Source organism: Paenibacillus caui, from assembly GCF_019904135.1.
GTDB classification, from domain to species: domain Bacteria; phylum Bacillota; class Bacilli; order Paenibacillales; family Paenibacillaceae; genus Fontibacillus; species Fontibacillus caui.
Genome location: NZ_JAIOGQ010000015.1, coordinates 74,000 through 88,954 on the forward strand (window position 1 = coordinate 74,000; position 14,955 = coordinate 88,954).

General features: G+C 44.2%; 15 protein-coding genes. 11 read left to right on the plus strand and 4 right to left on the minus strand.

Going from position 1 to position 14,955, the window contains the following annotated elements:
• Positions 1 to 7: 7 nt before the first annotated feature.
• Positions 8 to 772, plus strand: coding sequence for a phosphosulfolactate synthase (locus K7397_RS10795; protein WP_223067959.1), 765 nt, complete (start codon positions 8 to 10; stop codon positions 770 to 772).
• A gap of 223 nt (positions 773 to 995) precedes the next feature.
• Complete coding sequence (locus K7397_RS10800) at positions 996 to 2,561, plus strand: ATP-binding protein (RefSeq protein WP_223067960.1); 1,566 nt, start codon at positions 996 to 998, stop codon at positions 2,559 to 2,561.
• 297 nt (positions 2,562 to 2,858) lie between these two features.
• On the opposite strand, the gene K7397_RS10805 is transcribed toward K7397_RS10800, so the two are convergent.
• Both K7397_RS10805 and K7397_RS10810 read right to left on the minus strand, forming a co-directional pair.
• Entirely contained in the window at positions 2,859 to 4,121 is a 1,263-nt protein-coding gene (locus K7397_RS10805; protein ID WP_237690843.1) for an MFS transporter, read from the minus strand.
• A 48-nt stretch (positions 4,122 to 4,169) separates the two neighbouring features.
• Positions 4,170 to 5,090: a LacI family DNA-binding transcriptional regulator gene (locus K7397_RS10810; RefSeq protein ID WP_223067961.1), complete on the minus strand. Its 921-nt coding sequence runs from the start codon at positions 5,088 to 5,090 to the stop codon at positions 4,170 to 4,172.
• 310 nt (positions 5,091 to 5,400) lie between these two features.
• Here K7397_RS10810 and K7397_RS10815 point away from each other — a divergent pair, with 310 nt between their 5' ends.
• The 3 genes from K7397_RS10815 (at position 5,401) to K7397_RS10825 (ending at position 7,670) form a co-directional block, all read left to right on the plus strand.
• Positions 5,401 to 6,468, plus strand: a complete 1,068-nt coding sequence (locus K7397_RS10815; protein WP_223067962.1) for an HD-GYP domain-containing protein — start codon at positions 5,401 to 5,403, stop codon at positions 6,466 to 6,468.
• A gap of 81 nt (positions 6,469 to 6,549) precedes the next feature.
• Positions 6,550 to 6,741 (plus strand): hypothetical protein, encoded by a 192-nt coding sequence (locus K7397_RS10820; protein ID WP_223067963.1) that lies wholly within the window; start codon positions 6,550 to 6,552, stop codon positions 6,739 to 6,741.
• A 74-nt stretch (positions 6,742 to 6,815) separates the two neighbouring features.
• Complete coding sequence (locus K7397_RS10825; protein WP_223067964.1) at positions 6,816 to 7,670, plus strand: GNAT family N-acetyltransferase; 855 nt, start codon at positions 6,816 to 6,818, stop codon at positions 7,668 to 7,670.
• Between the two features lie 137 nt (positions 7,671 to 7,807).
• On the opposite strand, the gene K7397_RS10830 is transcribed toward K7397_RS10825, so the two are convergent.
• Positions 7,808 to 9,268, minus strand: a complete 1,461-nt coding sequence (locus K7397_RS10830; RefSeq protein WP_223067965.1) for an alpha/beta hydrolase family protein — start codon at positions 9,266 to 9,268, stop codon at positions 7,808 to 7,810.
• A 249-nt stretch (positions 9,269 to 9,517) separates the two neighbouring features.
• Here K7397_RS10830 and K7397_RS10835 point away from each other — a divergent pair, with 249 nt between their 5' ends.
• Genes K7397_RS10835 through K7397_RS10850 form a run of 4 tightly spaced genes read left to right on the plus strand, consistent with a single transcriptional unit; the run spans position 9,518 to position 11,629 of the window.
• Positions 9,518 to 9,943, plus strand: coding sequence for a DMT family transporter (locus tag K7397_RS10835; RefSeq protein WP_223067966.1), 426 nt, complete (start codon positions 9,518 to 9,520; stop codon positions 9,941 to 9,943).
• Between the two features lie 55 nt (positions 9,944 to 9,998).
• Positions 9,999 to 10,697 carry a Crp/Fnr family transcriptional regulator gene (locus K7397_RS10840; protein WP_223067967.1) on the plus strand — a complete coding sequence of 233 codons (699 nt, stop codon included), beginning with the start codon at positions 9,999 to 10,001 and terminating at the stop codon, positions 10,695 to 10,697.
• A 34-nt stretch (positions 10,698 to 10,731) separates the two neighbouring features.
• Complete coding sequence (locus K7397_RS10845) at positions 10,732 to 11,202, plus strand: DMT family transporter (protein ID WP_223067968.1); 471 nt, start codon at positions 10,732 to 10,734, stop codon at positions 11,200 to 11,202.
• Between the two features lie 25 nt (positions 11,203 to 11,227).
• Entirely contained in the window at positions 11,228 to 11,629 is a 402-nt protein-coding gene (locus K7397_RS10850) for an NUDIX hydrolase (protein ID WP_223067969.1), read from the plus strand.
• Between the two features lie 93 nt (positions 11,630 to 11,722).
• Here K7397_RS10850 and K7397_RS10855 read toward each other — a convergent pair whose 3' ends face one another.
• The gene (locus K7397_RS10855) at positions 11,723 to 12,538 is read right to left on the minus strand and encodes a DUF2935 domain-containing protein (RefSeq protein WP_223067970.1); all 816 of its coding nucleotides are present in this window, start codon (positions 12,536 to 12,538) and stop codon (positions 11,723 to 11,725) included.
• Positions 12,539 to 12,709: 171 nt separating this feature from the next.
• On the opposite strand from K7397_RS10855, the gene K7397_RS10860 reads away from it, so the two are divergent.
• Together K7397_RS10860 and moaA are read left to right on the plus strand one after the other, a co-directional pair.
• Positions 12,710 to 13,717 (plus strand): hypothetical protein, encoded by a 1,008-nt coding sequence (locus K7397_RS10860; RefSeq protein WP_223067971.1) that lies wholly within the window; start codon positions 12,710 to 12,712, stop codon positions 13,715 to 13,717.
• Between the two features lie 215 nt (positions 13,718 to 13,932).
• Positions 13,933 to 14,943, plus strand: coding sequence for a GTP 3',8-cyclase MoaA (moaA, locus tag K7397_RS10865; protein ID WP_237690844.1), 1,011 nt, complete (start codon positions 13,933 to 13,935; stop codon positions 14,941 to 14,943).
• Positions 14,944 to 14,955: the final 12 nt, after the last annotated feature.

Here is a 14,955-nt window from a genome sequence, read left to right on the forward strand (position 1 = left end):
ATAGAATATGATGAATTCAGGGCTTCTACTTCCCGAGAGACCATCAAAGCCCAGACAGCATGGCATTACCGCATTGATTGATAATGGGGTTCCAGTCAGCTTATTCAGAGATACCATTGAAAGCGCCGCTCCTTATATCGATTTTGTGAAATTCGGATGGGGAACATCGGTCGTTACTCCCTATCTGGAGCAGAAAATATCTTGTCTTCGCGTACATCAGGTTGACTTTTACTTTGGAGGGACGTTATTCGAAAAATATTTAAGTCAAAATAAACTCGATGAGTACCATCTTTTTTGCGAACGGCATAACGCATCCTATATAGAAATATCAAATGGAACAATCGGGATCTCGAACAGGGAGAAAGCAAAGTATATTTATGAGTTTGGAAAAAATTTTAACGTTATAAGCGAAGTGGGGCATAAGGACGCGGAAGTTTCCGTGAATCAAAGTTCCGCGGAATGGATTGAATCGATTCAAGAGGATCTGGAGTCAGGAGCCCATTTGGTCCTTACAGAGGCAAGGGAGAGCGGAACTAGCGGAATTTGCAATGGAAAAGGCGACCTTCGGCTTGATCTTATCGATGACATTCTGAAATCAGATATCCCTTTGAATAAAATGATGTTTGAGGCTCCCAATAAAAAGCTGCAAACCCGTTTCATTAAAATGGCAGGCTCCAACGTGAATCTGGCCAATATTCCCTTCAGCGATTCGTTAGCGCTCGAAACGCTCCGCCTCGGCCTTCGGTCCGATACTTTTTATCTGGTCGAATAGTATTGTGATCTGAACAAGGTTGCCAAGGAATCTCTTCATCTCTTCAGCCAACAAAGCCTGTATTTTTATGGTCTTAAGCCATGAGATACGGGCTTATTTTATCCCGAGTTTTTGCGCAGAATGAGAAAGGAGATGCCACTCTTTTAGCGAATATACATATGCTGACTTTTCCTGTGCAAATTGGGGATAGAGCTTATTTTTAAGGCGCTGGGAGTGGTATTGGTTGTCTATTCATCGAATCAAAGTCCTTGGTATTCCCTTTATTTCTACTTTGATTGGTATTTCCTCCTTGATTTTAGTACAGCAGAAGCATTTGGCATTGCTCATTTTATGGAATGTTTGTTTTATATTGAGTGTTGTTCTTGAGCGTAAATTTTCATGGCTGAGAGGGTTGCAGTTTGTTTTTTTGGGAGCATTTCATTATACGAGCCATCTGAACTGGTGCGTTTTGCTGTATTACATTCTATTGATCAATTTGATACAACATAAAGCAAAGTTTAGAGAGATCATGCCTTTGGGGTTTTTAATTGTTTTGGAATATACGGTGATACGTCTGACTTATATGCCGGCTACTATGTATAATTTGCTTGTCTCCGTCTTTGATTTCATTACGTCAATTGTCGTCATCCTTGGATTTTTAATTATTATCCAGATAGAATCGGAGAAGAAAAAGTTATGTTCAGAGAACGACTTTCTGATCACTCACGACCCTCTAACAGGACTTCTCAATTACGAAGGCTACATGCAGGCCGTTTACAGCCTGGTTGAGAAGAAACAAGAGTTCCAATTGGTGCTGCTGGATATTAATAATTTTAAGTCTCTAAACGCGAAAGACGTTTCCTCCGCCAACGATATTCTGATTCATTTATCGGATGTTATCCAAAGCATCTTTCCTGATGCTTACGGGCTGTCGAGGTATGCAGGCGACCGTTTTGCCATCCTGGCTCCATTAGAACAAAATATCAATGATCATGTTCTGAATTTTGATAAGCTTGGGCTCCAGATCACCTTCAGCATTACACGTTATCCTGCAGAAGCTGATACTTTGCAGGGGATCGTCATCATGGCGGAAGACCGGATTTTGCATATGAGACGTGAACTGTGGGTAAAAAGCCAGCAAGATCTGATGCGTTCAGAAAAAATGAAGGTGATCGGTGAATTGGCGGCAGGAATGGCGCATGAAATCAGAAACCCTTTGGCTTCGATTAAAGGTTTTATTCAGCTGTCAAAAAGCAAACAATTCAATATCGAGCCGTGGTATGAAGTCATCATGAATGAAATCACCAGAGTCGGCGAATTAACAGCGGAGTTCCTGCAATTTTCGAAACCGCAAGCAAACAACATGAAGATCGAGTCCTTAACAGACTGTGCCGCGAGGGTCTTCTCATTATGCGAATCCGAAGCAGCGTCCCGAGGACACAGTTTTATTTTTGAAAACGCTAACCAGGCTATTCTGATTCATATGGATCGTGACAAAATGATTCAGGTATTAATTAATATCATACGCAACGCATTTCAGGCGATGGCACATCCAGGGGAAGTATATTTTAGGATCAAAGCGGAAGAACAAGCGGCTGTTATTGAGGTGAGGGACACAGGAGTCGGCATCGAGCAGCACAACCTGTCTAAAATTTTCGATCCTTTCTTTACCACCAAGGAAGACGGAACTGGCCTCGGCCTATCATTATGCCAGAAGATTATTGAGGATCACCAAGGCGCGATAGGTGTAGAAAGCGAGATAGGAGCCGGAACTACTTTTACGATTAGATTGCCTCTGGCCAAAGGATAGCCGCGGAACCTGAGTAACCACCAGCATCCTATTACAGATTTTCCGAACGGGGAAGCCCGCTACGGTGCGATAGCACCCCCTTTAGGGGTGGGATGATAGTGAGGTCGGATACGAGTGCCACTAAAAACTGAAAGGTTTGTGGCGCTTCAAGTATCCGAAAATTCCACTCTTTTTTATTTGCATGTCCGTTTTAGTTTATAAATAAAATTGATACAATGTGTATATGAACGAATATAGAAGAACAAACACAACCGTATCATGTAAGGTGTAGGGCTTGCGACTTTAGTCGTGGGAGTCTCAATCATATTCCCTAATTGTTTTTAAACGGACCCCGGCCGTGCATCCAAACACCAAAAGCAGACATCCTATGACGAACATAACGGCATTTGGCGCAAACAGATCAGCAAAAAAAGAGACAACAACTAATCCAACAGAGGGCGCAATGCTCATCAGGGAGCCTAATGTCCCGAACACTCTGCCTTGAAGCTCATCCGAAACCTCTAGCCTTAAAATAATGTTGATTAACAAAGTGCAAAGCGAGAACATGAAACCGATCAACAAAATCATCGGAATGGCGATATAAGCAAAGCGGCAATAAGACAGAAGCATATACCCGGGACCAATCAACACAAGGTTAAGAACGACAAGCTTGCCTCTATGTTTTAATCTGGGGCCAAGGACTACGATCATCCCTGCTCCAAGCATATATCCTGCGGGTATGCAGGACTCCATTAATCCGAACTGAAACGGAGTTGCAGTCCACACCTTAACAGCAATGACTTGAGTCAGCATCAGGGAAGACATGAAGAAGAGCATTAGCGTAGGAGACAGTATTGTAACCGCTTTAGCAAAAGGGTCCTTCCATATAAATTTAAGGCCGGTAATGAAGTCTTCCTTAAACTTCTTCTTATGCTGTTCTCTCTTCCTTGGAGAAGGGAAAGACCCGGCCAGTATAACCAGAAAGAAGGTGAGCAGAAAAGTTAATCCATCGAACAGGATCGTCCAAGCACCGCCAAAAGCTGCTACGAAAATCCCCCCAACGGTAAATCCGGCGGTTCTTGAAATGTTTTCCGAAATGTTCATGAGCCCTACAGCGCGCTCAATATGATCTTTTCCGACGATGGTAATGAGAGAGGACTGAAAAGCCGGGGAATGGAATAGCCCAAATACCGTAGAAAGCCCTGTAAGGCACACGATCATCATAAAGGACGTACCGGGAATCGTGATAAAGAAGGCAGTCATTAAAGCAAGCCCGCAACGACTCAAATCGGAAAGCAGCATCAAGTGGCGCCGGTTCATTCGATCCGCGAGCGTTCCTGCAATGGGACCGAATACCGAGCCAAGCACCAGATTCATAACGAGAACAACAGTCATCATTCTTGCGCTGCCTGTCTTGTTTAAGATCCATAAATTCAAGGCGATGTTGTGAAAAGAATTGCCGAAAATAGAAAAGGTATGCGCGAAGAGCAACAGGATATATTGCTTGTTTCTCCAAAGGGCAGGCAGGCGATGGACTGCTGCATCCAGCTGCTTTCCGACTGAAATTTGAGAATCTGTCAAAATAGCCACCTCCGTTAACTTAAACGCTTAAGTCATAGGCAAAAAAAATTATAACTTCACTTTTGCAAAAAACTGATTGCTATCTTGCTGCACAGGCTCCTGATGTTTCAATAATTGTTCCATCATTTGAAACGCAAGCAATGACTTATTCTCTTGAAACGTAATTTTTCGAACTTGAAACCCCAAGATTTCCGGACAGTCGCAGGTACAGATAACCGTCAGGCTTTTGAAGCGATTAGATTGCTCAACATAATTGCCAATAAATTCGTTGATCACAATTGCATGATCATAACTTGCATGCTCGATAAAGCTGTCCAGGTCCGAAAGTTCGTTTACGGTATGGATTGCGCTCGCAGGCAGATTTACACTATTTTGAATATAACGCGCCAAAGAGGAATTGTTGTATTGCTCCATGATCAAACAATAGGGGGCCTTAATAGCAGCAGCGGCAAGCTCTAAAGCGGTTTCGAAGTCAAAAGTAATTTGCTTAAAAAGCTTATCCTCGATAAGGCTATCGATCAAAATCAGGGGGACTCCCTCCACGAATTTAGAGGAAATTTCATAAAAGTGCTCATTCTTAACATCAATCAGAAAGACTGCCTCCAGTTTTCTCTCGATGATGACATCCAGAGACGGGTTAGAAGCGTCCAAAGTAAATAACAGGGTATGAAATCCTGCATTTATCAACAATCTCTCCAGTCCATCTACAAAAGACAGGTGATGCTGCCGTCTCCAATAAGGCGGGTTAGGTTCTTTATTAATAAGTATTCCTGCCAAACCGGTTTTGTTCGTGGCAAGCGATCGAGCAACCAGGTTCGGAATATATTCGAGGTCCTTGGCAATCTGAAGAATATGGCATCGTGTAGCCTCAGGAATACTTTGATTCGTGACATTGTTCAGGACATAACTGACTGTCGCCACTGACACATTGGCGATGCGGGCAATATCTTTCATCGTTGATTTTGGCATAGCGTGCTCGCCTCCCCCTCATTTTTTCCTGAATATACCACAAAGGGTAACATCTATTTAATCAATAAGTCAATCCTGATTTGTTCTATTTCGAATTAGGTGTTTAGTAGTGGGTAAATAGAATCACCTTCCTGAATAATAGGAATAAAGTTTCGAATTATAGTTCTGCGAAATCATATATGCCATTAAGTTTTAAGGCCATATAGACTATGAATTATTCGCGGTATTGTAACGATAAATGATGTAGAGATACTTTTTTGCAGGTTCTATCCTGATGGGGAGTATCACTTTTTGCAGGAGGGGAATCTATTTGAAAGTCTCAGTTATGAATCTCCAAAATGGCGATCGTCTTCAAAAGGACACCTTTAATGACTTTGGACTTCACATTCTCCGTAAGGGGGCTGACATCAGGCCTGAGGATGTCGTGCTGCTGCTTCAGCACCATATTGATTATGTCGAAATCGAGCCGCGAGTTGACAACCAGATTCCCGTTAAGAGAAATAGTTCTTTAGATAACGAAAAACTAGCAGAACAAAAAATCAAGCCGCGCTTTGATTTCACGGTTCATAATTATCAGTCCGTTTTTTTGAGAGCTTTGGTAAACGGACGCTTCAATTCGACAATGGTGAATAATGCAATCCAGCCGATGGTTAGTGAACTCAGTCAACAAAAGGATGTCGTTCGATTGTTGATGATGCTGGAACGCGACGACGTCAACAACTACACGCATTCGATCCAGGTCGGATTATTATCTTTTTACATAGCTAGTTGGCTGGGGTATTCGGAGCAGGAGTGTTATCAGATTAGCAAGGGCGGCTATTTGCATGACATAGGGAAATGCAGAGTTTCGCTCCGAATTCGCCACAAAGATGAAGCTTTAACTCCGGATGAATGGAAGGAATATCAGAATCACACGGTTTATGGTTATGACATTATTCGGAATTCCATGAAGGATGAAACGGCAGCTCTTATAGCGCTTCAGCATCATGAGCGGGAAGACGGAACAGGTTATCCGAACCAGCTGCAAAAGCAAGAAATTCATCCCTTTGCGCAGATTGTTGCCGTGGCGGACGTGTATGTCAGCATGCGGGAAAACCTGAATCAAGGCAAGCAAAAGAAAAATCTGATCACCAATTTGAAAGAACTGTATGCGCTAGGCTTCGGGAAACTAAACGAAAGACCGGTTCAAACGCTTATCCAGCATCTTCTCCCCAATTTCATTGGAAAAAGAGTGCTCCTCAGCAATGGTGAAATAGGCACGATTGTGATGCACAATATATCGGATGTATTCAGACCGCTGGTAAAAGTGGATACTAACATCTATAGAGATTTATCCAAAAATCGCAGTATCGAAATTGAAGATATTCTGATGGTATAAAGTCAAAAGCAAATCGGAGGGTGGAACAAAACGGTTCCATCCTTTTTGCATTGGTCATTTGGAAATGGAGACGGTATCTACTTGGCGCAGCTGACGTCGTCAAAGACCGTCGGCACCGCCGTCGTTTCGGGGACTCTGAATGGCTACCCTATGGCATCAACCGTTTCCGTCGTATTTGCACCAATGGGTCCGTCGGTTACGAAGTCGACGGTTACGGTGTTGTTGTATAATGATTATGCAGGAAGGAATAACCATACTTCTTTTAAAAAATAGATCGATCATCGCCCGTGCCCCGGCACGAATCCTGTGCAGCGATGTGTCTACAACAAACCTAGAAAGGAGAAAACATGACTCGGCATCAAATAGAGTTACATCAATTAAATCACAATGATCTTGAGGACATTGTAAAACTATCTGCAAAAATCGGTTGGGATTACACGGAGTCTGATCTGAATACAATATTTTCTTGCGGGACTGTATTTGGCCACAAGTGTTTGAACAAAGTCATTTCTTGTTCGGCATTATTTCCTTATGAGAACTTTGCTTCTGTTGGAATGGTAATCGTAGATCCGGAATACCAAGGTCATGGTCTCGGGAAAGCTGTAGTACAAGCCTGTTTAAATACATTTCAAAACAAACCTGTTACCCTTGTTTCTACATCTGAAGGGTTACCTTTATATTCTAAACTAGGTTTTCAACCCGTTGGCACATTACATAAATTAATTGCATCGGAGTATCAATCTAGAGAATCTTTCGTGTTAAATCACGACTTAAATTGTAGAGATTATATGGAAACTGATTTTTATGAGGTAGTTAGATTTGATGCGGCTGCATTTGGCGCAAAGAGGGAAACTTTTTTGAGACAAAGAATATTTCAGGCCAATCATAAGCTAGTTGTTACCGATCAGTTTGGAAAGATTGCAGGTTTTGGTCTAAGTATTTTATTGCCCGAGATGCTTCTTATTGGCCCAATTATAGCCGACAATGATTTTATCGCACATTACTTGATCAACAAATTATCGACAACCTATAGTGGAAAATTAAGAATTGATGTCCTCAGTAATAAAGATACATTAATAGAAAAACTGATACATTGCGGATTTGAAATCGTAAATCAACCACCTGTATTAGGTATGAATGCTGAATTATTTCCCTCAAGAAATAATCATTTATATGCTATTGCAGCCCAAGCGTTTGGGTAGCAAGGCTAACTTCACCAACATATCACAACAAATCGCATCATTCGCAGTTTTTGAAGGTACAAGTTCTTGTCCTTCGGTTTGGCCAAGAACTTGTAACCTTTGATCAAGGGGGAACCGGCCAGTACGTTTCTTTGCCCTTAAGGCAGCAGCGTCTGAAATTCCGCCTCCGGATAATTGGCATTAGGTCCGCCGATCAGCGTGCCTGCGTCGCCCTTTAAATATTTGGTGAAAAAATCCAAAACGTATTGGTTTGCAATGTATGCCCCTCTGTGTCCCTCTATATTCCCGGTCATTCCCATATACTTAAACAAAGGTGAATAGAATTGAAAATCCGTAAAATTATAATGGGCGGTTCCTTTAATATGAATGCTTTTGCCTCCGTGTTCAATAACGCTGCGGATAGTCTCCATCTCCTTGGTTATCCGTCCTCTATGCTCATCAGGAATCATATTGTCATGATAGGCTTTAATCATCTTCTCAGAATCATCGGATTGCAAGAACATAAACGGCTTGCTCAATTGATCACGATTGTCCAAATCAAACAATGTCCCGTCCATATTAATTCCGGCTTTGATCTTGTCCATCAAATAGGCTGCGTTATATGCAGTTGCCCCGCCAAAAGAATGGCCCATAATTCCTACATTGTTCAAATCTATCTTACCTGTAAAATCACTCTCAATCCGTCCTGAATTTATTAATTCTAATTGGTTGATTACAAATTCCACATCCTTTGTCCATATCTCTCCGATGATTGGAACCTTATCATAGAAATCATCAGCAGAAAATTCCGTTTTGAACCCTGTTATACGGCCATCCGGAAATGCCGTTGCCGCCGTACTGTAAGTATGGTCGATAGCAGCTACGATAAAACCATGGCTTGCCAGATTTTCGGCTTGCGAAGCATGCAGAACTCTGCTGGTTCCCATTCCATGGTTTATAATAACCAAGGGATACGGTTTGGCAGAAGGCAAGATGGCTGCATTCGGAAATGAATTGCTGCGTGAGTACTTCCAGTAATCCAACGCGAACGCAGGAAGACGCATCCCATCGGCAAAAGCAGCGATATAACGGTGAAAGATTTTCGGATCCTGCGGGAACAGGAACTCTGTCTTGCCATCCATCTTTTCCGCCGGATACCATACTTGAACTGCCAACTCCCGCTTATCTTCCGGATCGGCTGTAAGGGTCTCCTCACGGTTTTTATCTATCCAATCGAAGGTGACTGTTCCAACCGTGTCTGCTCCGTCCGGCTTTGGCAAATTAAATACCGGCAAGCTTATAGCCAGAAAGGTAGAGATCATAAGCAGGACACTCAGCAAAACGCAGTTTATGTATTTGAGAAAACGACCTTTTTTAACTGTTCGAACCGGTCTGAGTATTCTATACAGAATGTTTGCGAATAAGATCAGAGTTACAACATAAAGTGGAACCAGCTGCCAACGGTAGCCCTCCAGAAACAGTTGTAAAGCCGAGACTGCTGCCAATCCGGCGCCAAGCAGCAGTCTTGTTACATTTTTCTGGGAGAATGGTTTGCATAACACAAAATACAACACAACCAAAAAATCAAAAGCTGTCAGGGTTATTTCAAACACACGCATAGATAAATCTCCTCAATTCTTCATATTTGCTATCATCATATCGTATCAAGTTTAATTCTATGGGGGATAAAGTTTAAATTTGGTTAAAACTTGTCGAAGGCGAATCAAAATACTAGGAGAATCGATGCTGGTCGTTGAACCTGTGACCAAGAACGCAATCTTTTGCAAGTTTAGGACATATGTCCTTCCCCAATGATCCGGATATAGCATTTAATTAGGGACAGATCTAAACTTGAGGAGAGAGAAGAAATGCGGGGGAGTTTATTTGCGTTCTTTGGCGGGGCATTTATTACCTTACAGGGAGTGGCCAATGCCCGGATCAGTCAGGACATTGGCACTTGGCAGGCGGCGATGATTACGCAGTTTACCGGATTCATAACGGCCCTTATGATCCTGCTGTTCGTCCGGGACGGAGAATGGCAACAGTTTAAGCAAGTGAAGCCTTTATATTTGATTGGGGGAGCCTTCGGGGCGGTCATTGTTTTCAGCAATGTCACGGCTATTCATCAGATCGGTGTTACCTATACGATTTCTGCTCTGCTGATAGCCCAGCTTTGCCTGACCTTTGTCATAGATATAAACGGTTGGTTCGGCGTGGTGAAGCAGAAGATGAGGCTGCCGCAGTTTGTCGGCATCGGGATGATGATTGCAGGCGTGATGATCCTCAGGTTTTGACAGGTTGAATGTTCATGAAAGAAGGCAGGGAAAAGGCTGGGGGTGAGAACGAGCAATGAAAGAAATTCACGATCGGGAGCTGCTTAAATCTTATTTGCATGCTCATCAAATCGAATCTATATTTAATGAGCCGTTAATCCCGTATTTGTCCCTGTACAGCTATGATCAAGGGGAGCTTATTTGCTCCCAAGGAGAACCTTCACAAGCCCTGTACTTGCTTGTAAAGGGAAAGATTAAAATCTATACCACCTCGGCAGAAGGGAAGACGCTAATCCTCTCTTTTAAGACACCGCTTGAGGTTATCGGGGATATTGAATATATACAGGGCATTGACTTTATCAATACGGTCCAGGCGGTATCGTCAGTCTGTATGATCGGTGTTCATCATCGCTGGTTGAAAAAATACGGCAAAGATTATTCGCCGTTCCTGCAATTTTTACTGGAAATTATCACGCAAAAATTTCATATCAAATCCAACCACTTGAGCTTTAATTTGATGCATCCGGTGGAAGTGCGGCTTGCGAGTTATTTGCTGTCTGTCTCTTTTGACGAATCCGATTCGCTATTTCAAGGGCAACTCAGCACATTCAGCTTAATGGATACAGCAAACTTGATTGGAACCAGCTATAGGCATCTGAATCGGGTCATCCAAAAGTTCTGCGCAGAGGGGCTGATCGAGCGTAACCAAGGGTTCATCCTGGTGAAGGACAGGGAAGGATTAAGTGAACTCGCCGGTCATAATATTTATGAATAGAAGATCATGTCAACAATGGGAGGAGCCTAAAGTCATGATTCCAGGATTATTAATGGCGATTGCTGCAGGATCGCTGGTCGGTCTGCAAAATATTTTTAACAGTAAAGTGAATGAACGGGCGGGGTCTTGGGCAACAACGGCATTAGTGCTGGGAATGGGATTCGCGGCTTCGCTCACGATCGGGTTCATTCTTGAAGGGAAACGTATTTTTACCTTGCAAAATATGCAGCCGTGGTATTGGATCAGCGGTATGATCGGGGTAGGAGTGGTCATTTGTCTGGTGCAGGGAGTAAAGCGGCTCGGCCCAACGTATGCCATCTTGATCGTCCTGACATCACAGCTCGTATTGGCTTTATTATTTGATTCACTAGGCCTGCTCGGACTGGACAAAGTCCCTTTTACTTTCAATAAGCTGCTGGGTGTGCTGGCGATCGTCGGAGGTGTTATTGTCTTTAAAATAGGCGGTGGACGCAAGTTCCAGAAATCCGTTGTTCAGCGAAAATGAAGAAAATGAAGGAGAATAACCCGGAATGATAACAAAAATTGATAAGATTGCATGGATACATGTTGTAAAAGGTCAGATTTTATGCGCCCGTTCCAAAGGCAAAGAGATCTGTTATTTACCTGGAGGAAAAAGGGAACCCGGTGAAACAGATACCGATACGCTGCTGCGGGAAATAGAGGAGGAATTATCCGTTCGAATCAAGCCTGAAACGATCTCGCATTTTGGAACGTTTGAAGCCGAGGCCCATGATAAGCCGGAAGGTGTTCTCGTCAAAATGAGTTGTTATTTTGCGGATTTCGAAGGGGAGCTCAGTCCTGCTTCCGAAATCGAGGAATTGGTTTGGTTAACCTATCAGGACCGGGATCGTGTGTCTTCTGTCAGCCAAATGATTTTTGAACAACTACACGAGATGAAGCGGCTTTCATAAGGATTCGGGAAGGAATAATGAGGCGGCTTATGAGCAAGCTGACGTACAATGATTCTTCTGACTGCTTGTTTGGCCGCCTTTTCTGGAAGTTTTCTAATGACTGATTTGAACTCGTTTTCCCGGGTTCGTCAATGCGCCTTCAAACATATCTATAATTTCCAAAAACCGTTCCGCCTCACGGAAAACATGATCAGCCAGCAGAGGATGGATAATGCTCTTGATTTTACATTGTTCAATTAATTGTTTGGCAGTTTGCTTGAAATCCCTAAGCGATTTCACCGACACTCTGTTTTGGTCGAGAAATTGGCTTAACAAGGGCTCAGTCTGGGATTGAGGGCGCATAGAATCTATATCCTTGGCCTGAAGCATCAATTGATCAAAATCGTGGCTGAATTCGCGGGCCATGTCAACCAATTTTCGTTCAGAGGGATCCAGCAGATGGCCGATAAATTTGGCATGATCCGCCATTATTCTCAGAAAAAATACGTTCTCATCGATAATGGCATCGTAAAGCGGTTCAAGTCTCCCTTGATTTAATTCTTCCAGGCGGTTTCTAAAATAATTGGCCTCTCTGCTCACGTGGTCTACGAGCAATGGAAAATTCGTCTGCCCGGGAAGTTGACAGGTTAGAATTAAGCCTAATATTTTTCTTTTAAATGCCCAAATATGGGATACAGCGGTATGAACCTCAACGTTGAACCGTCGAATAAGCGCGGGGTCAACATCAGGCTGGAAAGAGTGGGACTTTTGTTCGATGGCTTCAAATATTTTAAAAAAATGGTTTGCTTCAGCAATAAGCTGAGTATCCTCACAACGAAATCCTAATCTTAGGAAAAGCGAATGTTCTTTCATGATGCGGGACCAAAACTGTACTTCATAAAGCGAACGGGCAACGAATGCATCAGACATACATTCAGACCTCCACAAGGAATTTTAGAATCATGTATATGCCGTTTTATTGACTGATAGACTCACAATTTTTTACATGAGCCCGGAAAGGCCTGCATCCCTCATCTCTAAACTCCCCGAATGCTCTTTTTGATTTCCGGCGCTGCGGCCGCAGAGGAAGTCGTTGTTCCGGTGTCGACATTGAAGCCTGCCGTTCCGATGACCAAGCCGGTTCTGACACCAACAGGCGGGAAGCTGATCCTTAGCGATTCGCCCGAATCCCCGAAGACGGAAGGCGCCTATTACAGGGATAATGTGAGCGGGCAGTTCCGGGTGTTCTGGCATCATCAAAATATGACCGGTTCCCCGCTAAACATTTCGGTTGCTGTAACCAATACTTCCGATCAGAGCGTCATGTTGTTCACCGAAGGACAAGGGGTGGGAGTCGATTATTACCCGGACGTCGCGGGACAGGCTGCCCTTGACGATTATATGAAGACACACGCCAGCCAAAAATTAGCCGCCACGCTTAAGCCCGGCGAAACGTACGAACTGAGCGCCGAGACGCCTGATACATATACCGCCAGCGGTATTGTTCAGCTGCATGCGGTTAATCAGCGCGGCAATACGGACGCCTCCGTGACCGTTACCACGCTTGGCTACGTACACCCGCCCGAGCATCCGGAGCAAGTGCCGATCCTGCCAGGGGATGTCCACGTCAGGGGGACGTTTCCGCATTTTGACCGGACGGGAACGCTAACCTACAACACATCGGCCGGCAATTCTCTCATTCGAATTTCATCTGCTCCTTCCGGGAAATGGAGCGACAGCATGCCTGGCGAATACGAGAACGGGTACAATGCCGTTGACGGGACGACTGTTGTAAACAGCGGCAACTACGGCGTGATGTACAACCTGTCGGTGGAAGTCAATAACGAGAGCGATGCCCAAAAGCTCATATCCGTCTACAACAGTCCGTCCGGAGGTGCAGGACATTATGTAATCGGCTGGGGCGGCGATATTTTGCAATCCGGTTTCCTGAATTACACGCAGGCATGGAAATTCACCGAATTCAAAGTCAACAAGAAAGGAAAAACGGTTGTGGCCAACCTCAGCCTGACCGGCGGAGCGGCGGGACCACAGACTCTATTTTTCACCAACAATGACTTTTTAGGCGGGGAAGCAGGCGGCCAGCATTAATACGCTCTTTTGCAGCTAGCTTGATCGGCTGAGGGCGTTTTACCGGGGAGGGCGCATGACCGGGCTCTCCTTCTTTTAGTTTGATCACTGAAGGAATTAAACCGTTTGCACGTGCTCATATGACCAAGATGCACGCGAACGGTTTTTTTGTGCATTTCGAAAAGTCTTGGAAAAAGTGTGACATTTCGTACTATAATGGGACCGGGGTGAGCATATTGGAACATCAACTTGAAGATAAATGGAATCGTCCCTTGCGCGACTTGCGGATATCCGTTACCGATCGGTGCAATTTCCGGTGCCGTTATTGTATGCCGGCTGAAATATTTGGCCCGGATTATGAGTTTTTGCCGAAAGACCATATATTGACCTATGAGGAATTGACTCGTTTGACCCGGATTTTTGTGTCCTTGGGTGTCAAAAAAATACGGGTTACCGGCGGAGAGCCCCTGCTGAGAAAGGATCTTCCATCCTTCATTCACTTGTTGAATCGAATTGAGGGCGTTGAAGACATTGCCATGACCACAAACGGCGTGCTGCTGCCCAAATATGCAGCAGAACTACGGGCTGCTGGCTTGAAACGGGTCACAGTAAGTCTGGATTCACTAAATGATCAGCAGTTCCGTTTGATGAACGGGGGAAGAAGCGGCGTTCAAGCTGTTTTGGATGGAATTGAAGCTGCGGCACTTGCTGGATTGCATGTGAAGATAAACATGGTTGTCCAAAAAGGGGTCAACGATTCGGATATTTTACCCATGGCGGACTATTTTCGGGAGAAGAAGCAGATCCTCCGTTTTATCGAATTCATGGATGTCGGCAATACGAATGGCTGGAAGTGGGATCAGGTGGTGCCCAAACAGCAAATCCTGTCCCTCATTCAGGAAAAGGTGCCGCTGGAACCCATAGACGCCCATTATGCGGGCGAGGTGGCTTCTCGCTATCGTTACAAGGGAAGCGACGAGGAGATCGGAATCATCTCATCGGTCAGCGATCCGTTTTGTGGGGCTTGCTCGCGTGCCCGGATTTCAGCCGAAGGGAAGCTGTACACCTGTTTGTTCGCTTCCAAAGGTCATGACTTGCGTGCGCTGCTTCGGTCGGACCAAACGGATAGCGAAATCGAAACGTTTATCGAAAGCGTATGGAAAGCCAGGACAGATCGTTATTCAGAAGAAAGAATGCTTCACTCGCAATCATCGCCAAAAATAGAAATGTCTCATATCGGCGGATGATATTTTGACACA